The organism is Streptomyces pimonensis, assembly GCF_041380215.1.
GTDB classification, from domain to species: Bacteria; Actinomycetota; Actinomycetes; order Streptomycetales; family Streptomycetaceae; genus Streptomyces; species Streptomyces pimonensis.
The window spans coordinates 65,134-89,666 of the sequence record NZ_JAHWZY010000026.1; the positions used below are offsets into that span (position 1 = coordinate 65,134).

General features: G+C 75.4%; 14 protein-coding genes and 3 pseudogenes. 14 read left to right on the forward strand and 3 right to left on the reverse strand.

Features of this window, described 5'->3' with window-relative positions; genetic code table 11:
* The first annotated feature begins 169 nt into the window (after positions 1–169).
* From KYY02_RS23535 to KYY02_RS23545, 3 genes and pseudogenes are all read left to right on the forward strand, one after another.
* A complete protein-coding gene (locus tag KYY02_RS23535; protein WP_371241021.1) occupies positions 170–3,064 on the forward strand; it encodes a beta-N-acetylglucosaminidase domain-containing protein in 2,895 nt (964 codons plus the stop codon).
* A gap of 79 nt (positions 3,065–3,143) precedes the next feature.
* Positions 3,144–3,677, forward strand: a complete 534-nt coding sequence (locus KYY02_RS23540) for a PadR family transcriptional regulator (RefSeq protein ID WP_371241023.1) — start codon at positions 3,144–3,146, stop codon at positions 3,675–3,677.
* Positions 3,674–3,805: pseudogene (locus KYY02_RS23545) on the forward strand (ABC transporter ATP-binding protein); the annotation flags it as partial. The gene KYY02_RS23540 and the pseudogene KYY02_RS23545, both read left to right, overlap by 4 nt.
* Positions 3,806–4,176: 371 nt before the next feature.
* Here KYY02_RS23545 and KYY02_RS23550 read toward each other — a convergent pair.
* Complete coding sequence (locus KYY02_RS23550; RefSeq protein WP_371241025.1) at positions 4,177–4,713, reverse strand: HNH endonuclease; 537 nt, start codon at positions 4,711–4,713, stop codon at positions 4,177–4,179.
* 292 nt (positions 4,714–5,005) lie between these two features.
* Between KYY02_RS23550 and KYY02_RS23555 the strand changes: the two genes are divergently transcribed.
* The 11 genes and pseudogenes from KYY02_RS23555 to KYY02_RS23605 all read left to right on the forward strand — a co-directional run bounded on the left by KYY02_RS23555 (position 5,006) and on the right by KYY02_RS23605 (position 23,435).
* The gene (locus KYY02_RS23555) at positions 5,006–6,112 is read left to right on the forward strand and encodes a mechanosensitive ion channel family protein (RefSeq protein ID WP_371241027.1); all 1,107 of its coding nucleotides are present in this window, start codon (positions 5,006–5,008) and stop codon (positions 6,110–6,112) included.
* 499 nt (positions 6,113–6,611) lie between these two features.
* Positions 6,612–6,888: pseudogene (locus KYY02_RS23560) on the forward strand (hypothetical protein); the annotation flags it as partial.
* 236 nt (positions 6,889–7,124) lie between these two features.
* Entirely contained in the window at positions 7,125–8,459 is a 1,335-nt protein-coding gene (locus KYY02_RS23565; RefSeq protein WP_371241029.1) for a hypothetical protein, read from the forward strand.
* 22 nt (positions 8,460–8,481) lie between these two features.
* Entirely contained in the window at positions 8,482–10,689 is a 2,208-nt protein-coding gene (locus KYY02_RS23570) for a tetratricopeptide repeat protein (protein WP_371241031.1), read from the forward strand.
* The gene (locus tag KYY02_RS23575) at positions 10,690–12,294 is read left to right on the forward strand and encodes a PP2C family protein-serine/threonine phosphatase (RefSeq protein ID WP_442538162.1); all 1,605 of its coding nucleotides are present in this window, start codon (positions 10,690–10,692) and stop codon (positions 12,292–12,294) included.
* A gap of 111 nt (positions 12,295–12,405) precedes the next feature.
* Positions 12,406–13,767 (forward strand): annotated as a pseudogene (locus tag KYY02_RS23580) (vWA domain-containing protein).
* Positions 13,768–13,849: 82 nt separating this feature from the next.
* Positions 13,850–15,346, forward strand: coding sequence for an FHA domain-containing protein (locus KYY02_RS23585; RefSeq protein WP_371241034.1), 1,497 nt, complete (start codon positions 13,850–13,852; stop codon positions 15,344–15,346).
* A 249-nt stretch (positions 15,347–15,595) separates the two neighbouring features.
* Positions 15,596–16,009 carry a globin gene (locus KYY02_RS23590; RefSeq protein ID WP_371241036.1) on the forward strand — a complete coding sequence of 138 codons (414 nt, stop codon included), beginning with the start codon at positions 15,596–15,598 and terminating at the stop codon, positions 16,007–16,009.
* Positions 16,010–16,234: 225 nt separating this feature from the next.
* The gene (locus KYY02_RS23595; RefSeq protein ID WP_371241038.1) at positions 16,235–19,513 is read left to right on the forward strand and encodes an FtsX-like permease family protein; all 3,279 of its coding nucleotides are present in this window, start codon (positions 16,235–16,237) and stop codon (positions 19,511–19,513) included.
* A gap of 138 nt (positions 19,514–19,651) precedes the next feature.
* Positions 19,652–22,399 (forward strand): FtsX-like permease family protein, encoded by a 2,748-nt coding sequence (locus KYY02_RS23600; protein ID WP_371241040.1) that lies wholly within the window; start codon positions 19,652–19,654, stop codon positions 22,397–22,399.
* Between the two features lie 67 nt (positions 22,400–22,466).
* A complete protein-coding gene (locus KYY02_RS23605) occupies positions 22,467–23,435 on the forward strand; it encodes an ATP-binding cassette domain-containing protein (RefSeq protein WP_371241042.1) in 969 nt (322 codons plus the stop codon).
* 11 nt (positions 23,436–23,446) lie between these two features.
* On the opposite strand, the gene KYY02_RS23610 is transcribed toward KYY02_RS23605, so the two are convergent.
* A complete protein-coding gene (locus KYY02_RS23610) occupies positions 23,447–24,112 on the reverse strand; it encodes a DUF8185 domain-containing protein (RefSeq protein WP_371241044.1) in 666 nt (221 codons plus the stop codon).
* Complete coding sequence (locus KYY02_RS23615) at positions 24,109–24,531, reverse strand: acyl-CoA thioesterase (RefSeq protein ID WP_371241047.1); 423 nt, start codon at positions 24,529–24,531, stop codon at positions 24,109–24,111. Before KYY02_RS23615 ends, KYY02_RS23610 begins: the two co-directional genes overlap by 4 nt.
* Between the last annotated feature and the right edge of the window lie 2 nt (positions 24,532–24,533).

A 24,533-nucleotide genomic window follows, 5' to 3' on the forward strand; every position in this document is an offset into this window, starting at 1 on the left:
ATTCTCTCCACACCCCCTCCCACTACGGTGGGACAAATGCGCCACATCGTCCACTCTCATTGACACGTTCGCCTCAGGAATGGTGGGCTCGGGGCTTCCAGGTAACGGAATGGACACGGCCGCACCGGCCACCGGGCCGGGCGGCCCGTCGAGCAACCAGGAGGGCCCCGTGCAGCTGCGGCGTGGGACGACGAACGCCAGGAGAACCGCCCTCGCCCTCGCCGTCCTCACCGGAACCCTGGGCGTCGGGCCCCTGGGCGCCGCGCCCGCCGCCCTGGCCTCGCCGCCCGCGCCGGGCGCCACCACGGCCCCGGCCGCCGGCACGGCACGCGCGGCGGAGCCGTCCGTGTGGCCGCGTCCCCACTCACTGCGCGCGAACGGCGCCCCGGTCGCGGTGACCGAGGAGGTCGCCCTGATCACGGACGCGACGGCCGACGCGTACGCTCTCGACGCGCTCCGCGCGCTGCTGCGGGAAGCGGGCGCACGCCGGTTCACCGCCCCCGGCGCACAGGTGCCCGAGGGAGCGCTCGTGGTGCGCGTGGGCAGGGAACGCGCCTCGGCCGACCCCCGGCACGCTCTCCCCGCCGGGGGTTACGCGCTGACCGTCGGCAAGGGCGCCGTCTCCCTCTCCGGCGCGGACGGCGACGGCCTGTTCCACGCCGTGCAGACACTGCGCCAGTTGCTGCGCCCGGACGGCGCCACGTTCACCGCGGCCGTCGTCCGCGACTGGCCCGGCACCGCCGTGCGCGGCATCACCGAGGGCTTCTACGGCACCCCGTGGACGCACGGGCAGCGACTGGCCCAGCTGGACTTCATGGGCCGCACCAAGCAGAACCGGTACCTCTACGCGCCCGGCGAGGACCTCTACCGACAGGCCCGCTGGCGCGAGCCGTACCCGGCGGAGCAGCGGGCGGAGTTCCGGGAGCTGGCCGAGCGGGCGCGCGGCAACCACGTCACGCTCGGCTGGGCGGTGGCGCCGGGGCAGGCGATGTGCTTCGCCTCGGACGACGACCTGCGGGCGCTCACCCGCAAGCTGGACGCGATGTGGGCGCTTGGCTTCCGCTCCTTCCAGCTGCAGTTCCAGGACGTGAGCTACAGCGAGTGGCACTGCGGGGCGGACGCCGGCCGGTTCGGGTCGGGGCCCGGCGCCGCCGCCCGCGCCCAGGCGCACGTGGCGAACGCGGTGGCCCGGCACCTGGCGGAACGCCACCCGGGCTCCGCCGCCCTCTCCCTGATGCCCACCGAGTTCTACGAGGAGGGCTCGACGGCGTACCGGCGTGCCCTGGCGGAGGAACTGGACGCGGGCGTCGAGGTGGCGTGGACCGGGATCGGGGTGGTGCCGCGCACCATCACGGGCGGCCAGCTGGCCGAGGCGCGGCGGGTGTTCGGGCACCCGCTGGTGACCATGGACAACTACCCGGTGAACGACTACGCCCCCGGCCGGATCTTCCTCGGCCCCTACCAGGGCCGCGAACCGGCCGTCGCCGCGGGCTCGGCCGCGCTGCTCGCCAACGCGATGGAGCAGCCCGAGGCGTCCCGCGTCCCGCTGTTCACCGCCGCCGACTTCGCCTGGAACCCGCGCGGCTACCGCCCCCAGGAGTCCTGGCGGGCCGCGATCGCCGACCTCGCCGGCGGTGACGCCCGGCGCGGGGAGGCCCTGGGCGCGCTCGCCGGGAACACCGCGTCCTCGGTGCTGGGCGGCGAGGAGTCGGCGTACCTGCGGCCGCTGATGGAGGCGTTCTGGCGGACCCGTACGACCGCTCCCGGCACGGACGGGACGGCGGAGGCGGCGCGGCTGCGGGCGGCCTTCGCCGTCCTGCGCGAGCTGCCTGAGCGGCTGTCCGGAACCGGACTCGCCGCCGAGACCGGCCCGTGGTCCCGGCGGCTGGCCCGGTACGGCGAGGCGGGCGCCACGGCCCTGGACCTGCTCCGCGCGCAGCAGGGCGGGGACGCGGGCGCCGCCTGGACGGCGTACCGGCGGCTGGGCGAGCAGCGGACGCTGCTCGCGTCCTCGCGGGTGAGGGTCGGCGAGGGCGTGCTGGACCCGTTCCTGAGCCGGGCGCAGGAGGCGTACGAGAGCTGGGCGGGCATCGACCGCGAGCCGCCGGCGCGGTCCGGCGGCGACCGCACCCCCGACCTGCCGCGCGCCCGCGCGATGGACGCCGTGACGGTGCTCACGGATCCCGGCACGGAAGGGACGGTGGAGGTGCGGGTGCCCGGTGAGGGGTGGCGCCGCCTCGGCGCGTTGTCCGCGACGGGCGCCACCGAGCTGCGGCCCGGCGACGATCCGGTGGACTCCGTCCGGGTCACCGGCGCCGACGCCTCCCGGGTGCGGCACCTGGTCCCCTGGTACGCGGACGCGCCCGCCGCCTCCCTGGAACTGTCCGACGACCGCGCGGACACCGACATCGGCGGCACCCGGCGGCTGACGGCCTCGGTCGGCTCGCTGCGCCCCGACGAGGTGCGCGGCGCACTGACCGTGACGGCGCCGGAGGGGATCGGGGTCCGGGTGCCGAAGGACGCGCTGACCGCCCCGCGCGGCACTCCGGTGGAGGTGCCGGTCGAGGTGACCGTGGCGCCGGGCACGCCTGCCGGGTCGTACGAGGTGCGGCTCGGCTTCGGCGGGGCGACCCGCACGCTGACGGTCCACGCCGTCCCGCGCACCGCCGGCCCCGACCTGGCACGCGCCGGACGGGCGAGCTCCTCGGCCGACGAGACGCCCGACTTCCCTGCCGCGGCGGCGAACGACGGCGACCCGGAGACACGCTGGTCGTCGCCGGTGGAGGACGACGCCTGGTGGCAGGTCGGGCTGGAGCGCCCGGTGCGGCTGGGGAAGGTCGCGCTGCACTGGCAGGAGGCGCACCCGTCGGCGTACCGGGTGGAGGTGTCGGCGGACGGCCGCACCTGGCGCACGGCGGCGGAGGTCCGGGACGGCCGGGGCGGCCGGGAGACGGTCCGCATGGACGAGCCCGGCGTCCGCCACATCCGCGTCCAGGGCGAGAAGCGGGCGACGCGGTACGGCTACTCGCTGTGGTCGGTGGAGGCGTACGCGGTCGCGGACTGAGCGTTCCGCCCGCATCCGGTGCGGATCTCCTCGGCGATCACTGTGTGCTCAGTACATGTACTGAGCACACAATGACGTCATGAGCACCCGCCACATTCTGCTGGGGCTGCTCGCCTCGGGGCCGAGCCATGGCTACGACCTCAAGCGACGCCACGACGAACGCTTCCCGCAGGCCCGCCCGCTGGCCTACGGGCAGGCCTACACGACGCTGCAACGCCTGGTCCGGGACGGCCTCGCCGAGGTCGAGGGCACCGACTCGGACGGCGGCCCGGAGCGGACCGTGTACCGCGCCACGGACGACGGGACGCGCGAACCGGCGCGCTGGGCCGCAGAGATCGCCCCGCCCGCGCCGTTCGTGACGAACGAGATCTTCACCAGGGTCGTGGTGTCGATCCTGTCCGGCGGCGACCCGGCCGCGTATCTGCGCGCCCAGCGCGCCGCCCACATGGAGCGGACGCGGGAGCTGACCGCGGTGAAATCGGCGCGGGGCGCGGATCTGGCGACCGTGCTCTCGGCGGACTTCGCCCTCAACCACCTGGATGCCGATCTCCGTTGGACGACGACCACGGCGGCCCGGCTCACCACCCTGACCGCGGAGGTCGACACAGCATGAGCATGGGGGACAACACGGCGGGGCCGCTGCTCGCGGGCCGCGGGCTGGTCAAGGCGCACGGCAGGACCGAGGCCCTGCGCGGGGCCTCCGTCGAACTGCGCGCGGGCGAGATCCTCGCGGTGACCGGCCCCGCTCGCGGTCTACGCGACCTGCCTGCTGGCGGCGGCCACCGCCCTCCCCCTGCTGCGCCGCGCGATCCGCCCGGGAGAGCTGCGGTACGCATGAGAGCGCCCTGATGTGTGCCGTCGGGCTCGGCAGCCCAGGTGATGCTCCTGACGCATCCTCCGGTGAGACCGTGGACGGCACAGCCCAGGCCGAACCCGGTGCCGCCTCACCCCGGCAGAAGGCACGCTGCCGATCATGAGCATGGGAGTGAGCGGCACGCCGGGTCCGACTCGGCTCGTCCGCGCAAGCGTGAACACCTGACGGCGAGGTGTCCACGCTTGCGCGGAGTACTCCCGGAGCCGGGCCCCTGCCCTGCGTGGGCCCGGGTACGGCGTCAGGCGGAGATGCCGTCGATGCGGGCCATCGCGTCGTCCGCGCCGTACGGCTGCAGGTACGGAAGCCAGCGCGGGTCCCGGTGGCCGGTGCCGATGATGCGCCAGGCCAGACCGGTGGGCGGAGCGGGCTTGTGGCGCAGGCGCCAGCCCAGCTCGAACAGGTGGCGGTCGGCCTTCACGTGGTTGCAGCGACGGCACGAGGCCACCACGTTGTCCCAGACGTGCTTGCCCCCGCGGCTGCGCGGGATGACGTGGTCGACGCTGGTTGCGACGCCACCGCAGTACATGCACCGGCCCCCGTCACGGGCGAACAGCGCCCTGCGGGTCAGAGGTACGGGCCCCCGGTAGGGAACCCGCACGAAACGCTTGAGCCGGACCACGCTGGGTGCGGGGACGGTGACGGTCGCGCTGTGCAGATGGGCGCCGGTCTCCTCGAGGCAGACTGCCTTGTTCTCGAGGACGAGCACGAGCGCGCGGCGGAGCGGTACGACGCCGAGCGGCTCGTACGACGCGTTGAGGACCAGGACATGCGGCACGGACGGCCTCCTTGTACGCCGGCGGCGCGTGGCTCGCGCCGGGACGATCCGTAGTCAGTCTCCCCTCATGCCTGGTGGGCGCGCCACCATGTCCCGGTAACGGGCTGGGAGTGTTCTCGACCACATCCTGGTTCATCCCCAGGATCATGGCCTGTTCAAGCGCGGGTGAGGCCGGTCTCTTCCCCGCACAAGCCGCCGATCCGCTCACAATGCCCCGTTAGTGTGGTGGTGCTGCCCGCACCGGTGACCCATCCGTAACCTTGAGGATGTTGACCGCCGTGCCGGGGCAGACATGCACCTGGAGGTACCTGCCGTGTCCTTGTCCGCCGTTCTGTCGGCCGCCGACCCGTCACCGACGCCCTCGGAGTCCGGGGCACTGCGGGTGCCCTCGCTCCAGGACGCGCAGGAAAGCGCCGGCGACGCCGCGGGCTGGGTCGAGGAGAACTGGTCCACGTGGCTCGCGATCGGGCTCAGGGTCCTGCTGATCCTGGTGATCGCGACGGTGCTGAGAGTCATGGTGCGGCGGGCGATCACCAAGCTGGTCGACCGGATGTCCCGGACCGGACAGGCGGTGGGCGGCACCGCGCTCGGCGGTCTGCTGGTCAACGCCGAGCGACGCCGGCAGCGTTCGCAGGCGATCGGCTCGGTGCTGCGCTCGGTGGCGTCGTTCCTGATCCTGGGCACGGCCGCGCTGATGGTCCTCGGCACGTTCCAGATCAATCTGGCCCCGCTGCTGGCCTCGGCGGGTGTCGCGGGTGTGGCGATCGGTTTCGGCGCGCGCAACCTGGTGACGGACTTCCTCTCCGGCGTCTTCATGATCCTGGAGGACCAGTACGGCGTCGGCGACACGATCGACGCGGGCGTGGCCTCCGGCGAGGTGATCGAGGTCGGGCTGCGGGTGACCAAGCTGCGCGGCGACAACGGCGAGATCTGGTACGTCCGCAACGGCGAGGTCAAGCGCATCGGAAACCTCTCCCAGGGCTGGGCGACCGCGGGCGTCGACGTCACGGTCCGCGCCGACGAGGACCTGGACCGGGTGAAGGCCACGCTGAGCGGGGTCGCCGAGAAGATGGGCAAGGAGGAGCCCTGGAACGAGCTCCTGTGGAGCCCGATCGAGGTGCTCGGCCTGGACTCGGTGCTGCTGGACTCGATGGTGGTCCGCCTGTCCGCGAAGACCATGCCGGGCAAGTCCCTGACCGTGGAGCGGGAGCTGCGCTGGCGCATCAAACGGGCCTTCGACGCGACGGGCATCCGCATCGTCGGCGGGGCCACGGCCGTGGAGGACGTGGAGGCTTCCGACCCCACGGCGGGCGTCGCGCCCCCGTCGGTCTACGCCAGCACGATCTCCCCGCAGTCGGTGGCGGCGTCCCCGCTGCCCCCGCCCAGCACCACGAAGTAACCGTCGGTCCGAAGGGCGGCGCCCGGAACTCCCCGGGATGTCGCCCTTCCCCGTTCCCGCCCCTCAGCGTTCCTCCGCCGCCCGGTGTTCCTCCGCCGCCCTGGACTGCGCGATGCGCCCGGCCCCCGCCGGACCGGACGTCGCACGGGAACCGAACTGATTCCCCGGGCGTGTTCGTGGGCAGGGTGGGGGCGGAATGTCCGGCGATCGCGCCGCGATCGGATCAGGATCGCGCCGAGGCCGGTGCGCACGCCGTTCCCGGCGGCGATACTTGCCGCGGGGGACGACCACAGGGGGAGGTCGCATGACACGCACACCGAACGGCACGGTGTCCCCCGGCACCACCACGCCCGTGCCCACGCTGCCGGCGGTGCCTCCCCAGCCCGCCCCCGCCGGCGCCGCGCCCCCGCCGCAGGCCCGCCGCACCGCCTTCGCCGAGGACGTCGACCGCCTCCGCAGGGCGGCCACCACCGAACCCGGCCGCCTCCGCGTCATCGGCGCGGTCCTCGCCGCCCTCGCCCGGGCCATGCGCCGCACCTACCTGCGCACCAACAGGGTCCTCAACCACGGCCTGGCGGCGGCGACGGCGACCACCGTCGGCCTCCTCTGGCTCACGATCGGTCACGCCCTCGCCCGATCGGGCCTCGACGACTCCTACGACCACGGTGTCCGCTCGCTCGACGTGCTGCACGGCGCCCGTATCGCCTCCCTGAAGGCGAGGGGCAACGAGAACCTGACCCTGGTGGCCCGCGGCGCCGAGACGACGAAGGCGGGCGACGAGACGTTCGCGGACGACCTGGTGCGCCGGGTCAACCGGATCCTGTTGGACTTCCGGGAGGACACCGCGGACGGCTGGCAGGACGCGTACACCGAGTGGCTCTCGGCCACGCTGGGCGACGACTCCTCCGGGTCGAGACCCCCGGTCCCGGAGTACCTGCGTGAGAGCTGATCACGGTCCGGCCCCGGCCGGGCACTCCCCCAACCGTCAACAACCCCCAGCGAGAGGTGATCGATGGCCGACACGGATCCCACCGGGCCGGTGATGGACCGGGACGAGGTGGACCGTGCGCTGGCGCGGCTCGGCGCGGAGCACGAGGCGATCGAGACCTCGCTCCTCGCCCTGCAGGACCACGCGGGCCGAAGACTGCTGGAGGGCGCTCGGCTCACCGGCGTCACCGCGGAGCGCTGGACGGTCACGGAGGCGTCGATCACCCTGCTGTGGACGTACTTCGACGCGTACACGGACGCGCTGCGCAGGGCCCGGGACATCCGGTCCCGCCGCCGCTGGTCCAGCCGTGAGGACCTGGTGGAGCTGACGGAGCTGCTGCGCGGCGATTCGGTGACCGTGGCGCGCGGCGCCGCGGCGACGGCCGGCGCGCCGACCCTCCACGCCGCCCCCGGCGGACTCGGCGAACGCTGTTCGCTGGCCACCCTCGTCGACCGCATGAACGAGCTGTACGCGACCTCGCTGGACATGGTCGTCGCCGCCGACGCGGTGTGGTCGGCGCTGCCCGCACGGATCGACCTGCTCGCCGCCGAGCTCCAGCGCACCGGCCGGCTCGCGCACTCGGTCGGCGTGCGCCCGGGCGAGCATCCGGCGGGCGACGACCTGGAGCGGATCACCCGCACGCTGACGAGGCTGCGCGAGCAGGTGGTGTCCGACCCGCTGGCGTACTGGAAGCGGGCGGAGGGCAGTTCGGCGCCCGGCGGCGGACGGCCCGACACCACGGTCTACGACCGCGAGGCGCGTGCGCTGGAGGACGTGCGCCGGGAGATCGACGCGGTGCTGACGGTCCGCCAGGACGCGGAGAAACGCATCGTCAGACTGCGGGACGTGTTGTCCCGCGCCGACCGCACCCTCGCCGAGGCCCGCACCGCGCGCGGCGAGGTGCTGGCGAAGATCGCCGCGACGGAGGTGCCGGTGGTCAGCGGACCGCCGACCGCGTTGCAGGAGCAGCTGTCGACGGCCGCCGAGTACCGCAGGCACGCCCAGTGGCACCGCCTGTCCCCGCTCCTGGAGTCCCTCGAGCAGAAGGCCGAGGACGAACTGCTGCGCGCCCGCGAGTCGCTGACCGCGGTGACGGCGCCGCTGGCGGTCCGTGCCGAGCTGCGCGGGCGGCTGGACGCGTACAGGGCGAAGGTGGCCCGGCACGGCCTGGCGGAGGATCCCGTCCTGGTGGAGCGGTACGAGAAGGCGCGCCGCATGCTGTGGAGCGCGCCCTGCGACCTGCGCGCCGCCGACCGGGCGGTGCTGCGCTACCAGCAGGCGGCCGCGGAGGTCCTCGGCACGGCGCCGCGGGTACCGGACCAGGGCGTGCCCGAGGACCGGAGGGAGCCCGGCGCATGAGCGAGGAGGGGGAGGCCGCGTCATGAGCGAACCGGAGAACCGGACAGCCGGGGCAGGGTGTCAGCGCCCCGGGTGCGGCGGCGCGTACGAGGACGCCGGCGGCGGCGAGCTGTACTGCGACACCTGCGGCCTGGCCCCGGTGGTGTCACCGACCGGCATGGTCGGCCCGGCCCCGACCGGCATCACGGCGGACGGCCGCGGATCGGCGGACAGCGAACGCTCCGGCGGCCGCGGTTCCCGCACGTCGTCCCAGTCGTCGCGGTCCCGCCGTTCGGTCTCCGGACGGCTCTCCCGCTCGCTGTCGGGCCGGACCGCGGGCCGCTCGGTGTCGGTGCGCGGTTCCGGCGCGGGCTCCGGCTCCTCCGGCCGTGGCCGCCTCGGCGCCGGGCTGGTCGAGGTGCCGCCGATCCCGCGCCCCGATCCGCGCACGATGGTGCTGGACGACCCCGAGGTTCCCGAGCGGAAGCGGTTCTGCTCGCGCTCGGACTGCGGGGCGCCGGTGGGCCGGGCCCGCAGCGGCCGGCCGGGACGCCCGGAGGGCTTCTGCACCAAGTGCGGCCACCCGTACTCGTTCGTCCCGAAGCTGCGGGGCGGCGACGTCGTGCACGGCCAGTACGAGGTGGTCGGCTGTCTGGCGCACGGTGGCCTCGGCTGGATCTACCTCGCCGTGGACCGGGCGGTCTCGGACCGCTGGGTGGTGCTGAAGGGACTGCTGGACACGGGCGACCGGGACGCGATGGCGGCGGTGATCTCCGAGCGGCGCTTCCTCGCGGAGATCGAGCACGCCAACATCGTGCGGATCTACAACCTCGTGGAGCACCCCGACCGGCGCACCGGCTCCCTCGACGGCTACATCGTCATGGAGTACCTGGGCGGCAAGTCGCTGAGGGAGATCGCCAACGGCCGCCGCACACCGGGGGGAAGACGCGATCCGCTGCCGGTGGAGCAGGCCTGCGCGTACGGCATCGAGGCCCTCGAGGCGCTCGGCCACCCGCACAGCCGGAACCTGCTGTACTGCGACTTCAAGGTCGACAACGCGATCCAGACCGAGGACCGGCTGAAGCTGATCGACATGGGCGCGGCGCGCCGGACGGACGACGAGGTGGTCTCCCTGCAGCCGGGCCGCGCCCACCCTGCGCTGTCCCTCCTCTTCGGCCCGGAAACGCGGGTGACGGACACGGAGTTGTTCCCCGCGCCGAGCGGTGACGTCTCCCGCCTCGGCGCCCGCCCGGACCGCCCCCGCAAGAGGAAGCCGCACGTGCTCCCGCCCGCCGCCGGCGCCCCCGCCCCGGTCAAGCCCGTCGACTGCCCGGCCGCCGCGCTCGCGCTGCCCGTGCCGCACGTCCACCCCTCCGACCCCGACGCCGGTCCCCTGGCGGGCCTGTCGGCGTCCGCGCCCGGTGAGCTGCTCAACGCGCTCGCCGCCGCGCCCGCCCCGTCGGTGGAGACCCGGCTGCGCGAGATCCGCGCCCGGCTGGAGACCGGGGAGTGGTCCGCCGTGCTGGTGGCGCTGGACGCGCTGGAGGAGCAGGACCCCGACGACTGGCGGGTGGTCTGGTGCCGGGGGGTGGCCTCGCTCGTCACCGGCGACCACGAGGGCGCCGCGCTCGCCTTCGACGCGGTCTACGACGCGTTCCCCGGCGAGGTCGCGCCGAAGCTGGCGCTCGGTGTGTGCGCGGAGGTGCTGGGCCAGCTGGACGACGCCGCCGAGTACTACCGCCTGGTGCGGTCGACCGACCCGAGCCATGTGAGCGCCGCGTTCGGGCTGGCGCGGGTGCGGTTGGCCGGGGACCGCGGCGGCGCCGTACGGACGCTGGTGTCGGTGCCGGAGTCCTCCATCCACTGCACGGCCGCGCGGGTGGCGTCCGTCCGGGCGCGGCTGCGCGGGCGTTCGGCCACCGCCGGTGACGTACGGTTCCTGGACGACCTGACCGCCGCCGCCGGGCAGGTCGAGGCCCTGGAGGCGTACGGTCCGGACCCGGCACGACGCGAGCTGTTGTCGGCCGGAGTCCTCGGCTGCGCGCTGGACTGGGTACTCTCCGGGGGCCAGGGTTCCGCCCCTTCCGCCGCAGAGGGACGGACGCTGCTCGGCAGCGGCCTGGACGAGCGGGGCCTCCGTTTCGGCCTGGAGCGTTCGTACCGCACGCTGGCCCGGCTGGCGCGCAGCGGCGAGGAGAGGATCGACCTGGTGGAACGTGCCAATCGTTACCGCCCCCGGACGTGGGTGTAGTTGATGTCGCAGATGCCTCAGCAGGCCGCTCTGACGAAGTGCCCGAGCTGTGAGGAACCTCTCGAGCCGGATGACCGTTTCTGCGGTGCGTGCGGATACGACCTGTCCGTGATCCCCGCGCGGCCGCGCGACGAGCCGACGATCGCCTTGAACGGCTCGGTGCCGTCGCGGGCCCCGGCGGACCGCGACCGGCCCCGGCCGCCGTCGGCCCCGCCCGCCGCACCGGCCTGGCCCGGTACGGACGGCTCTCCCGTGCCCGACGCCTCGGCCGGCCGGGGAGCACCGGTCCGGAACGCCCCCGTGCCACCGTCCCCGGCCCAGAACGCTCCCGTACCGCCGCCCGCCTCCCGGGTGACACCCGCGCCCCCGTCTTCCGCGCCCGGCGGCGCCCCCGTGCCACCACTCCCGGCCCGGAACGCCCCCATGGCACCGCCCCCGGCCCAGGCGACGCCCGTCCCCCCGTCCCGGACCGAAGCCGTCCCCGGGGCACCGGCCCCGACGCAGGGTGTCGTGCCGCCTCCCCCGCCCGCGGCGGCCCCCGCGTCGTCGTCCGGGGTGTGCTTCGACCGGCGTGCGCAGCCGGAGGAGGGGGCCGCGGCCGCCGGCCGACCGGCCGCGCAGCCCGACGAGTATCCGCTCCAGGCACCGGACCCGCGGGTGGCGGCCGAGCAGCAGCCGTCCGCCGGCCGCGCCGCGGTGTGCGTGGCCTGCCGTGCGGGCCGGATCGACGACGACGGCTACTGCGAGAACTGCGGCCACGCCCAGCCACGCGAACGGGACCACATGGAACAGGAGTGCGGGCCCGTGGCCGCGGTCAGCGACCGCGGTCTGCGCCATCACCGCAACGAGGACGCCTTCGCCGTCGGCACCACGGCGCTGCCCGACGGCTCCCCCGCCTCGGTGGCGATCGTCTGCGACGGCGTCTCCTCCGCGACCCGCCCCGACGAGGCGTCGCTCGCCGCCTCCCGTGCGGCGAGCGAGACCCTGCTGGCGGCCCTGCCGCGCGGCACGCACCCGCAGCAGGCGATGCACGACGCGATCGTCGCCGCCTCCGACGCGGTCAACGCGCTGGCCGACGAGCCCGCGGAGGCCCGTGAGCACGCCCCGCACCAGAACGCCCCGGCGTGCACGATCGTCGGTGCCGTGGTGACGGCCGGTCTGCTGATCGTCGGCTGGGTCGGCGACAGCCGTGTCTACTGGGTGCCGGTCGACCGCTCCGCCCCGGCGGCCCGGCTCACCGAGGACGACTCGTGGGCCGCGCAGATGGTCGCCGCGGGCCTGATGGTCGAGGCCGAGGCGTACGCCGACCAGCGCGCGCACGCGATCACCGGCTGGCTCGGCGCCGATGCGTACGAACTGGAGCCGCACACCGCCTCGTTCAAGCCGGACCGACCCGGTGTGGTCGTGGTCTGCACGGACGGCCTGTGGAACTACGCGGAGTCGGCCGACGAGATGGCCGGAGTCGTGCCCGTGGACGCGGCCGTACGGCCGCTGCACGCCGCCCGGGTGCTGGTCGGTCACGCCCTCGACGGCGGGGGCCATGACAACGTAACAGTGGCCCTCGTGCCGTTCCCGGCCGTTCCGCAGGGGGCAGGGCCGGCCTGAGGCCGCTCGCGGGACGCCGCGCACGGGGAGGCCTCAACGGACCGGAGGGGGCCGGTCCGTCGTCCGTCGTCGCCCCACGCCGCCGGGGCGTCCAGGGGGAGCGAACCGGGCATGGCCGATTTCCTGAAATCGAACGTGCCGCAGTTCTCGGTGGCCGTGCACCAGAACGAGTACCTGCCGGAGGGCGGTCGCGAGGTCAACGCCATCGTCACGGTGACCGCGACCGGCGGCGGCACCATCGGCGGCTCGGCGGCGGCGCCCCACCTCTGCTCGCCCGGCGAGGGGCCGTCGGCGGCGGTGGTCCTCATGGTCGACTGCTCGGGCTCGATGGACTACCCGCCGTCCAGGATGCGCAACGCCCGCGACGCGACGGCCGCGACGCGACAGCCGCGGCGATCGACGCCCTGCGCGACGGCGTGGACTTCGCGGTGGTCGGCGGCACGCACGTGGCCGAGGAAGTGTATCCGGGCGGCGGCGGTCCGGCGGTCGCCGACGCCGGCACGCGGGAGCGGGCCAAGCAGGCACTGCGGAAGCTGAGCGCGGGCGGCGGCACGGCGATCGGCACCTGGCTGCGGCCGGCCGACCGGCTGCCGGCGTCGGCGGACGTGGTGATCCGGCACGGCATCCTGCTCACCGACGGACGCAACGAGCACGAGCCGCCGCAGGACCTGAAGGCGGCCCTGGACGCCTGCGCCGGACGTCTCACCTGTGACGCCCGCGGTGTGGGCACCGGCTGGGAAGTGAAAGAAGTCACAGCCATCGCCTCCGCCCTTCTCGGCACCGCCGACATCGTCGCCGACCCGGCCGGTCTCGCCGCCGACTTCACGCGGATGACGGAGACAGCGACGGGCAAGGAGGTCACAGACGTCTCGCTGCGGCTGTGGACCCCGGTCGGCACGACAGTGAGGTTCGTCAAGCAGGTCGCGTCGACGGTCGAGGAGCTGACCGGCCGTCGCACGGAGGCGGGTCCGCGCGGGCGACCACCCGCTGGGTTCCTGGGGTGCCGAGTCCCGCGACTACCACGTCTGCGTCGAGGTGCCGCCCGCGGGCATCGGGCAGCAGATGCTGGCGGCCCGGGTGTCGCTGGTGACCCCTCAGCCGTCCGACGGCGGCGTGCGCAGCCTCGGGGCGCAGGGTCTGGTCCGGGCCGTGTGGACGGGCGACATGGCGGCCTCGACGTCGATCAACCCCCAGGTCGCCCACTGCACCGGGCAGGCGGAACTGACGGAAGCCGTCCCACAGGGTCTGGATCTCCGCAAAGAGGGGGATGCCGGTGGAGCGACGGCCGGACGGGGCAGGGCCGTTCAGCTCGCGAGTGCGTCCGGCAACGCGGATACTGCGAAACTGCTTGCGAAGGTGGTGGACGTGGTCGATGCCGCGACGGGTACTGTGCGACTGAAAGCGAAGGTCGAGGAGGCCGACGAGATGACACTCGAGACTCGGTCGACGAAGACTGTTCGTGTGAAGAAGTGATCCGTAAGTAGTCGAGCCTGACCCCTCGGGGTTGGAGAAACCGGCCGGAACCGGCCGGACGAGGAGAGGGGGAAGCGCCGACATGCCGACCTGCCCGAACGGACACCAGTCGGATTCCGACGACTGGTGCGAGGTGTGCGGTCACCGCATGGCGGGTGCCGTGCCCCCACCTCCTCCCCCGCCGCCCGCACCCGGCGGCGGCTACGGGTTCCCGCCGCCCGGCGGACCCGGCGGCCCCCGTGGCTTCGGCGGCCCCGGCGGCGGTCAGCCGGAGCTGTGCCCGCAGTGCCGTACACCGCGCGAGGGCGCGGCACCGTTCTGCGAGGAGTGCCGGTGGAACTTCCTGACGAACACGGCGACCTCGTACACCCCGGCCGCCCCGCGGCCGCCGGCCCCCGGCCCGGGTCCGGGCGGGCCCTTCCAGCAGCCGCCCGGCGGACCGTCGCACGGCGGCGGTGACGCGTACGACCACCAGGGCTCGCGTCCCTCGCGGATGAACCGTCCCGCCGAGCCGACCCCGCCGGGCCCGCCCGGCTTCGGCGGCAACCCCTCACGCCCCGTACCGCCCCCGCCCGGCCCGGGTGGACCCGGTGGCTTCGGCGGACCCGGCGGACCGAACGGTCCCGGCGACTTCGGCAGGTCCGGCGGGCCGAACGGACCCGGCGGACCCGGCGGGCCCGGCGGCTTCGGCAGGTCCGGCGGACCGAACGGACCCGGCGGACCCGGCGGACCGAACGGACCCGGCGACTTCGGCGGCCCGAACGGACCCAACGACCCGAACCGCCCCGGCGGACCCGGCGACTTCGGCAGGTCCGGCGGACCGAACGGACCCGGCGACTTCGGCGGCCCGAGCGGACCCGGCGACCCGAACCGCCCCGGCGACTTCGGCAGGTCCGGCGGACCGCAGGCGTTCCGGTCCGGGCCGTCGGCCACGCCCGGATTCCCGCAGGAGACGTCCGGCCGCCCCCAACCGGGCGGGCCGCCCTTCGGCGGCGGTGACGACGACTGGACGATCTCCCCGCCGACCGACGGACCCGGTGGCCCCGGCCCTGGTCCCGGCGGTCCGGGCGGCCCCGGCCAGCGCGGCGGTTACGGCTACCCGCAACCCGGTGCGACCCAGGCGCCGCCCGGCCCCGGCGGCTTCCCGCAACAGCCCCGGCCGCCGCAGGGCCCGGCCACCTGGACCGCGACCATCGGCCCGGACCGCGAGTACTTCATGGCGATGATGCAGCGCTCCGGCCCCGAGGCCGCGGGACTGAACCTGCCCGCGTACTCACCCGAGCAGCAGCGCACGCTCACCGGCAACCAGATCACCATCGGGCGCCGCCGCCACTCCACCGGCGACACCCCCGACATCGATCTGTCGACCCCGCCGGAGGACCCGGGCGTCTCCCACCAGCACGCGGTGCTGGTGCAGCAGCCGGACGGCACGTGGGCGGTCGTCGACCAGAACTCGACGAACGGCACGACGGTCAACGGCTCGGACGAGCCGATCCAGCCGTTCGTCCCGGTGCCGCTCCAGGACGGCGACCGGGTCCACGTGGGCGCCTGGACGACGATCACCATCCGCCGGGGCTGAGCAGGGCCCTCAGGGCGTCCGACCGGACGTACGGCCCTTCGGGGCGCCGTCCGGCCGGGCGCGTTCGCCCCGGCGCCGGCCGTGGGGCCGCAGCGTTCGTGCTGCGGCCCGCCCTCACGCTCCCGGAGGCCGTGCGCCTCCCGTCGCACCGGGTCGGCCTCGAACGCCCCGTTCGCACCGCCCTGCCGCTCATGCCTCCGCGATGGGCCGGTCCTAGGCCTCCGGTCCTATGCCGTCGCGTCTGAGACCATGGACGGCGTGACAGAGATTCGGCGCGGCACGCTTCAGGAGCAGACCTTCTACGAGCAGGTCGGCGGGGAAGAGACCTTCCGTCGGCTCGTCCACCGTTTCTACGTGGGAGTGGCCGACGATCCACTGCTGCGGCCCATGTACCCCGAGGAGGACCTGGGCCCGGCCGAGGAGCGGCTCGCGCTGTTCCTCATGCAGTACTGGGGCGGTCCGACCACGTACAGCCAGAACCGCGGCCACCCTCGGCTGCGGATGCGCCACGTCCCGTTCAAGGTCGACCGGGCGGCACACGACGCCTGGCTGAAGCACATGCGCGACGCCGTGGACGAACTGGACCTGCCCGAGGAACACGAACAGACCCTGTGGAAGTACCTGACGTACGCGGCGGCATCGATGATCAACTCCTTGGACTGACGCAACAGCCCTCCGCCGCTTGAGGAGCGAGGGCCCGGGGCCGGTGCCCGGGAGGACGGAAAGGGGCGGCGAGGGCGAAGAAACCCCCTCCCCCGGTCACATTCCGGCACCCCGCCCTCCGCATTGCGATCACAATCCGGTCAAGTCCACACCTCCGACGGTTATCTCCGACACACCCTTTCTGACAACATCACCCGGAGGTCCGGACAGCCACGGGGGGTTGCGGTGCCATCCGCAGGGAGCTCGGCGAGATTCGTCCTCGCCCGCGCACGCGCGCACGCACCACTCCTCGCAGCCGCCCTCCTCACCGTCCTCCTGACCACGGCCGTCCTCGCCACCCTCACCGCCTACTCCGCCGCCATCGGCGACGCGTCCCTGCGCCACGCCCTGGCGGCCCCCCGTGGAGCCGCCGACACCACCCTCACCGTCAAGGCCGAGACCGTCCCGCCGGACCGCCGCACCGCCGCCGACGCCGCCGTGCGCGAAGGCGCCCGGAACGCCTTCGCCGGACTGCCGGTGACGCTGCGCACCCTCACCCGTTCCGGCCCGTACGCCCTGCCCGGCTCCCTCCGTACCCCGGACGAACGCGCCAGGACGGACGAGCCCGACCTCACGCACTTCGCGGCCCTGGACCACACCCAGGTACGGATCACCGAGGGCCGCATGCCCGCACGGGTCGCCGGCCCGGAGATCGAGGCGGCCCTCCCGGAGACCGCCGCCCGGGCCCTGGCCCTGGAGCCGGGCCACCGTCTCACCCTGGACGACCGGCTCGACGGACCGCCTGCGAAGGTCCGGATCACCGGCCTGTACCGGCCCGTGGACACCGCCGCGCCCTACTGGCAGCTGGACGACCTGAACGGCCGCGGGATCGTCAAGAACCACTTCACGACGTACGGCCCCCTGCTCACCGCCCCCGCCGTGTTCACCGGAGGCGACGTCAGCACGGGCCCCTCGGGCTGGCTGGCGTCGGCCGACTTCTCGGCGATGACGACCGAGCGGATCGACGCACTGCGCGAGGCGGTGCGCCGGGGCGTCGCCGACCTGCCCGGGGCCGGGGCGCTGGACGGCGCGGCGACCGCCGCGAGCGAGCTGCCCGCCGCGCTGGACCGCGTCGAGCGCTCCCTGTTCGTCTCCCGCTCCACGCTGCTGGTCATCGTGCTCCAGCTCGCCCTCCTCGCCACATGCGCCCTGCTGCTGGTGGCCCGGCTGCTGAGCACCGAACGCGCGGGCGAGACCCGGCTGTTACGGGCCCGCGGCGGTTCCCGCCTCCAGGTGGCCCGGCTCGCAGCCCTGGAGTCGCTGCTGCTGGCCGTGCCCGCGGCGGCCTGCGCCCCGCTGCTCGCCGGGCCGCTCACCCGGCTGCTGGCCGGACAGGGCGCGCTGGACCGGATCGGGCTGCGCCTGGACGCCTCCGTCGGCGCGGTCGCCGGACGCGGCGCGGTGTGGCTGACGGCGGCGGGCGTGGCACTGGGCTGCGCGCTGGCCGTCACGGTCCCGGCGCTCGTCTCCTCCTTCACGGCCGGCCGCGCCAAGCCGCTGCCGGGGGTGGTGCGCGCGGGCGCGGACGTGGGCCTGCTGGTGGTGGCCGGTGTGGCGTACTGGCGGCTGAGCCGCCGGCCCTCCGGTGCCGTCGGCGAGGACCTCGGCGTCGATCCGCTGCTCGTGGTCGCCCCGGCGCTGGCGCTGCTCGCCGGTACGGTGCTGACGCTGCGGCTGCTGCCGCCGGTGGCGCGGCTGGCCGAGCGGTGGGCGGCCCGCGGTCGCGGACTGCCGGGGGCGCTGGCGGGCTGGCAGCTCAGCCGCCGCCCTGGGCGCGGGGCCGGCCCGGTGCTGCTGCTGGTGCTCGCCGTGGCACTGGGCATGCTGGCGATCGGCCAGGGCTCCTCGTGGGACCGCTCACAGAACGACCGGGCGGACTTCCGGGCCGGTGCGCCGGTACGGGTGATCGCCGCCGGGGAGAGCGGGTTCGGCCGTACCCAGGCGTACGCGGCCGTCCCGGGCGTACGCGAGGCCGCCCCCGCCGTCCGTACGACCGTGCCGCTGTCCGGCGGACGGACGGCGACCGTGCTGGCGCTGGACACCGCGCGCGCGGCGGACACCCTGCTGATGCGCCCCGACCTGGCGCCGGAGCCGGTGCCCTCGCTGGTGTCCGGGCTGTCGCCGAAGGGCGCCGCGGCGGGTGTCCGCGTCCCGGCGGGCACCGCGCGACTGACACTGACTGCGGGACTGCGGGGCGCGGACGCGCGGACCCCGGTCACGGTCACCGCCACGGTGGAGGACTCCCACGGCACCCCGTACACGCTCGGCCTCGGCGGGCTGCGCGCCGACGGACGGCCCCACGACCTCGCCTCCGACCTCACGGCGGTCGCCGAGGCGCCGCCGGGCGCGCTGACGCTGACCGGGCTCCGGCTGGAGCTGACCCAGCCGATCGGGAAGCCCGAGCGGCACCGCCTCACCCTGGCGGCACTGACCGCCACGGACACCGGCGGCCGGGACCGGGGGCTGTCGCTGCCGGCCGAGTGGAAGCTGTCCGTCCGGACCGGCCGCGCGGTGTCCTCCTCCGGCGGGGACACCGGCCCGACCCGGCCCCGCGTGGTCCCCGGCGATCCCACGACCGTCGTCTACGGCACCGGCCACCTCCCGTCGGACCTGGCCTGGCAGCCGTCACCGCTCACGATCGGCCTCCAGGTGCCGCAGCCGTCGCTGTCCGAGGTCACCGCCGTGGCGACGGACCGCTACCTCGCCTCCACGGGCGCGCGTGCGGGGCAGCGGGTGGATGTGCGGATCGGCGGCTCCACCGTGCCGCTGCGGCTCGTGCGGGCGGTGCGGGAGCTGCCGTCCGCGCCGACCGGCGGAAAGGACGACGGCGGGGCCCTGCTCGTCGACCTGCGCTCCGTCAACCGGATGATCCAGGCGCGCCAGGGCGAGACCGTACTGCCGGACGAGTGGTGGCTGGCGACCGAGCCGGGCGCGTCGGCGCGGGTGGCGGGGGCGCTGCGCGACCGGCCCGACATCGATCCGTCCCTCGTGGTGGTGCGGGACGAGATCGCCGCGGAGCTGCGCGACGACCCGTTCGGCGCCGGACCGGGGACGGCGTTCGGGGCGGCGGCCCTCGCGGCGGCGGCTCTGACGGCGGTCGGGTTCGCGGTGAGCGCGGCGGGGTCGCTGCGGGAGCGGTCCGCCGAGTTCGCGGTGCTGCGCGCGCTCGGCGCCTCCCGGGGGCGGCTGGCCCGGGTGGTGCTGGTCGAGCAGGGGGTGCTGGTCGGTCCGGCGCTGGCGGTGGGCGTCCTGCTCGGCGCGGTACTGGCCCGGGCGGTGATCCCCCTGACCCTGCTGACCTCGGAGGCCGCCCGCCCGGTCCCCGGCGTCCTGGTGGAGCTGCCGCCCGCCCGGGTGGCCGTCCTCCTGGCCGCCGTGGTCGCGGCGCCCCTGCTGATCACGGCCGTACCGGCCCGGCGCAGGGCGGACCCGGTGACGTCGCTGCGGGAGCGGGGAGGCGAATGAAGGTGAGCGTCCTGACCGTGCGCGCCCCATGGGTCCGCACCCGGCGCCGCGACGACGGCCCGGCGCTCCTCGCCGCCCCGTCCGCGGCCACCGCCGGCCCTCCCGGCCGTACCGCTGCGAGCACGGGAGGCGAGTGACATGAGCGATCGGACCGCGGGCCGGGTGCGGGTGGCCGCGCCCTGGGTGCGCACCCGGCTGCGGTCGGCCCCCGCTGCTGCGGCGGCGCTCGCGCTGCTGGTGGCGGTGACCGCGTTCCTGGCCGCCGCGCTGCCGCTCGCGGTCGACCGGTACGGCGACGCGGGGCTGCGCCGGTCGGTGGAGACGGCCGGACCCGGCCGCACCACCATCCAGCTGTACGCCTCCCAGGACGAGGCCTTCATGCCGCTGGAGGAGTGGCAGGAGCGGCTGCGCCCGGACGCGGTGCGCGCCCCTTACGCCGAGCTCCTCGCGCTGCCCGGACGCTCCCTCCCGCTCGACTCCGGACAGTCGTCCTACGGAGTGCGCACCACCCGGCGGCTGGCGGCCCCGGACCCGTACCTGTCCCGCCCGGACGGGATCGCCCCGCAGTTCCATCTCGTCGCCCCGGGCGGACTCGCCGACCACGCGCGCCTGCGGGAGGGCCGGCTGCCGAAGGCCCCGGACGACGTCACCGCGGCGACGACGGCGGTCGAGGCCGCGGTCACCGCGCAGACGGCCCGGAAGCTGAACATCGAGGCCGGCTCGGTCCTCCACCTGCCCGGCCAGGAACGTTCCCCGCTCACGGTGCGGGTCACCGGCGTCGTCGAACCGCGCGCGCCGCACGAGGCGTACTGGTCGACCACACCCGTGCTGCGCGGCCCGAACCTGCTGACCGTCCCCGGCGACCCGCAGCGCAGCGTGTTCTGGGCCGGCGCGCTGCTGCTGCCCCCAAACGCCGCCCCGGCGCTGCTGGGCGCCGGCGGAGTTCCCGAGCGGTACTGGACGCTGGTCCCCGAGATGTCCGCCCTGCACGGTCACGACCTGCCGCGGCTGACGTCGGCCGTCGCCTCCCTGGAGGCGGGCCCGCTGCTCCAGCGGGCCCGTGCGGCCGCCTCGCCGGCCGTGAACGCGGAGACCTCGCTCGACGAGGTGCTCGCCGAGCACACCGAGCTGCGCTCCGTCATCGGCCCCCTGGTCGCCGTCGCCGCCTTCGGCACCGGTACGGTCGCGGCCGTCGTCCTGCTCATGGCGGGCGGTCTCGCCGCCGACCGGCGCCGCGCCGAGCTGACCCTGCTGCGCGCCCGCGGCGCCTCCCTGCCCGGTCTGGCCGGGCGGCTGCTGGCGGAGACGGCGGTGGTCGCCGTGCCGGCAGCCGCCCTGGGCCTGGCCGCCGCCCGGCTCGCGGTCGACGGGGGCCGGGCGGCGTACGCCGTGGCCGCCGCCGGCGCCGTCGCCCTGCTGGCCTGCGTGGCGCTGCCGCTGCGGGCCGTCGCCGCGCACCGCGCGGTGCGTGTGCACGCCGCCCGCGACGACCTCGCCGCGGCCCGCCCGTCACGGCGCCGCACGGTCGCCGAACTGACGCTGCTCACCCTGGCGGCGGGCGCGGTCGTGGCGCTGCGCACGCGCGGTACGCCGGACGGCGAGGGGGCGTCCGGCGACGGGCTGGTGTCGCTGGCCCCAGTGCTGGTGGGGGTGATCGCCGCGCTGGTGCTGGTGCGGCTGTACCCGCTGCCGTTGCGTGGGCTGGCCCGTCCGGCCGGGAGGCTGCGGGGCGTGGTGGGCCCGCTGTCGCTGGCCCGCGCGGGCCGTGCGCGGGGGTCCGCGGTGCTGCCCCTGCTCGCCCTGCTGACGGCGCTGACCACAGCCGCCTTCGGCGGTTCCGTCCTCACCGGGGTGGCCGACGCCCGGGACCGTGCGGCCGTCCTCTCCGTCGGCGCCGACGCCCGCATCGACGGGCTGCAGCCATTGCCGTCCGGTCTCGCCGACCGGGCCCGGCGCGCACCCGGCGTGCGGGACGTCACCGCCGTGAGCGTCACCCACGAGGGCCGCCCCGCGGACGGCGGGCCGACCGTGCCGGTGGCCGGTGTCGACCCGGCCGGTTACGCGGCCCTCAGCCGGCGCACGGACATCGGCGCCTTCGACCCGGACGGGCTGAAGGCCTCCGGCGCCGGGGTCCTGCCCGCCCTGGCCTCGCCCGAGGTCGCCGACCGCCACGGCGGCCGGCCGTTCCCGGTGCGCCTGGACGACGGCAGTCGGTTCACCGTACGGATCGTGGCGGTGCGCGAGCGGACCCCGGCGCTGGCCGGGCTGGACTTCCTGGTCGTGGACCGCTCCGGACTGCCCGCCGGCCCCGCCCGTCCGACCGCACTGCTGGTGACCGGCGACCGGCCGGACGCGGGCGCGCTGCGCGAGGCGGCGGGCGGGACCGCGCAGGTCCGACTGCGCACGGAACAGTTCGCGCGGTACGCCGACTCGCCCCTGCAGTCCGGCGCCGAACGCGTCTACACCGTGGCGGTGGCGGCGGGCGCCGGGTACGCCGTGCTCGCCCTGCTGCTGACCCTGCTGCGCACCGCACCCGAACGCGCCGCGCTGCTGGCCCGGCTGCGCACCATGGGCCTCACCCGGGCCCAGGGCCGCCGGCTGCTCGTGCTGGAGTCCCTGCCGCAGGCGCTGCTCGCGGCGGCCGGCGGCACGGTCACGGCGTGGGCCGCCATCCGGCTGCTGTCCCCCGGCATCGACCTGACGACCGTCGCCGTCTCCACCTCCTCGTCCCCGGCGGGGCGGGCGGCGCTGCGCACCGACCCGGTGTCCCTGCTGGTACCGGCCCTGACGGTGGGGGCCCTGACCGTCGGCATCGCGGCGGCACAGGCCTGGTGGACGGGCCGCAGGGGCTCGGTGCGGGAGCTGCGGGCCGGGGACGCCCGGTGAACGCCCCTCCGTCCGCCTTCGTGGCGCGCCCGCTCCTCCCCTCCCTTCTCTCCGCAGGAGGCCCCCGATGACCTCGAACCCCACGCTCGCCGAGCTGGCCGACCGCGTCGCCGCCGACCGCGACCGCCCCTCCTACGGCCATGACGCGCTCATCACCTGCGACCGTCTGGTCCGCGTCTTCACCGCGGACGGGGTGGAGGTGCAGGCGCTGCAGGGGCTCGACCTCCTGGTGCGGGAGGGCGAGTTGATGGCGCTCGTGGGCGCGTCCGGCAGCGGCAAGTCGACCCTGATGAACATCCTGGCCGGTCTCGACACCCCCACCGCCGGCGCGGCCCGCGTCGCCGGCCGCGATCTGCTCGCGATGAGCGCCCGGGACCGCCTCGCCTACCGCCGCGAGGTGGTCGGCTTCGTCTGGCAGCAGACCTCCCGCAACCTGCTGCCCTACCTGACCGCGGTCCAGAACGTCGCCCTGCCGATGCAGCTCGCCGGCTTCCGGGGACGGTCCCGCGGCGCACGCCGAGCCCGCGCCGAACGCGCCCTGGAGCTGCTGGAGTTGCTGAAGGTCGCTGACTGCCGCGAACGCCGCCCGCACCAGATGTCCGGCGGCCAGCAGCAGCGCGTCGCCATCGCCGTGGCCCTCGCCAACGATCCGTCGGTGCTGCTCGCCGACGAGCCCACCGGTGAACTCGACTCCCAGACCGCGGAACAGGTCTTCGCCGCGTTCCGCACCGCGAACGAGACGCTCGGCACGACCGTCGTGATCGTCACCCACGACCGGGCGGTGGCGGGCGAGGTCCGCCGCACGGTCGCCATCCGCGACGGCCGCACCTCCACCGAGGTGCTGCGCCGCAGCGAGGTCGACGCGGCCACCGGTCACGAGACCGTCGTCGCCCGCGAGTACGCCATGCTCGACCGCGCCGGACGCCTCCAGTTGCCCGCCGAGTACACGAAGGCGCTGAACATGCGTGACCGCGTCGCGCTGGAACTGGAACCCGACCACATCACCGTCCGCCCGGACGACAGCGAAGGGCGGTGAACGCGGCGGTCTCAGTGCACGCTGAGGCCCAGCGCCCCGAGCCCCGCCCGGCGCACGGCGACCGACCCGTACGGCGTGCGCAGCCGGAGCCACGCCCCGGAGGAGAACAGTCCCTGTTCGCCGCCCCGCAGGAACCCCAGCGACTGGGCGGCGTGCACCGCCCGCACCGGAAGCCCGGTCTCCGCGACCGTGCGGGACCAGATCTCCCGCCCGATCCGGTCGAGTTCGGCACGGGTACGCCGCTCGGGCGCCAGCTCCTCCGTACGGGACCGGAACTCCGCGACCGACGCGGCGACGAGCCCGCGCAGCTCCTCGGGCACCGGCAGCCCGGGCTCGGCCCGCCAGCCGCCGCGCGGCGGCAGCACCCCGGCCCACGGCGGCCCGGTCACCGCGCCCGGCACGGCGGCCGTGGCGGCGGACCCGTCCACCGACTCCAGCAGCTCACCGGCGGACACGGTCACGTCCAGCGCGACGTCCAGCCCTTTCTCGTACGGCTTCGCCAGCCGTGCGGCGCGGACGGCCAGCACCTCGAAGGAGGGGGGCCGGCCGAAGACGGCGAGCGCCGTGCCGGCCGCCTGCAACCGCACCGCGGCGGAACGGTCGTAGCGCAGCAGCCGGGAGAGGAAGGCCGCGAGGTCCGCGGCCTCCCCCTCGTCGGCGAGGTGGAGCACCGTCATGCGGCGACGGCCTCCTCCTCTTCGCCGGCGGTGTCGTCCGTGTACTCCTGGAGGAACTCGCGCTCCTGAGCGGTGATGCGGCGCGGACGCTGCGCCTCGAAGTCGAACGGGACGATCACCGTCGACGCGCGGACGTAGACGAGGTCGCCGTCCTTCACCTCGTAGGCGAGGGTGAAGGAGGCGGCCCTGATCTCGGTGACCCACAGCTCGATGTCGACCGGGTGGTGCCGGTGGACGAGCTGCCGCTTGTAGTCGATCTCGTGGCGCGCCACCACGGACCCCTGCTTGAAGTCCTTCTCCGGACGGAACAGGAAGTCGATACGGGCTTCCTCCAGGTAGCGGAGGAAGACCACGTTGTTGACGTGGCCGTACGCGTCCATGTCCGCCCAGCGCAGCGGGCAGCGGTAGATGTGCCGCAAGA

Coding starts and splice junctions, on each gene's coding strand:
- KYY02_RS23540 (WP_371241023.1), top strand. CDS start 3,144: ATGAGCACCCGCCACATTCTGCTGGGGCTGCTCGCCTCGGGGCCGAGC.
- KYY02_RS23555 (WP_371241027.1), top strand. CDS start 5,006: ATGCACCTGGAGGTACCTGCCGTGTCCTTGTCCGCCGTTCTGTCGGCC.
- KYY02_RS23565 (WP_371241029.1), top strand. CDS start 7,125: ATGGCCGACACGGATCCCACCGGGCCGGTGATGGACCGGGACGAGGTG.
- KYY02_RS23570 (WP_371241031.1), top strand. CDS start 8,482: ATGAGCGAACCGGAGAACCGGACAGCCGGGGCAGGGTGTCAGCGCCCC.
- KYY02_RS23585 (WP_371241034.1), top strand. CDS start 13,850: ATGCCGACCTGCCCGAACGGACACCAGTCGGATTCCGACGACTGGTGC.
- KYY02_RS23590 (WP_371241036.1), top strand. CDS start 15,596: ATGGACGGCGTGACAGAGATTCGGCGCGGCACGCTTCAGGAGCAGACC.
- KYY02_RS23600 (WP_371241040.1), top strand. CDS start 19,652: ATGAGCGATCGGACCGCGGGCCGGGTGCGGGTGGCCGCGCCCTGGGTG.
- KYY02_RS23605 (WP_371241042.1), top strand. CDS start 22,467: ATGACCTCGAACCCCACGCTCGCCGAGCTGGCCGACCGCGTCGCCGCC.
- KYY02_RS23610 (WP_371241044.1), bottom strand. CDS start 24,112: ATGACGGTGCTCCACCTCGCCGACGAGGGGGAGGCCGCGGACCTCGCG.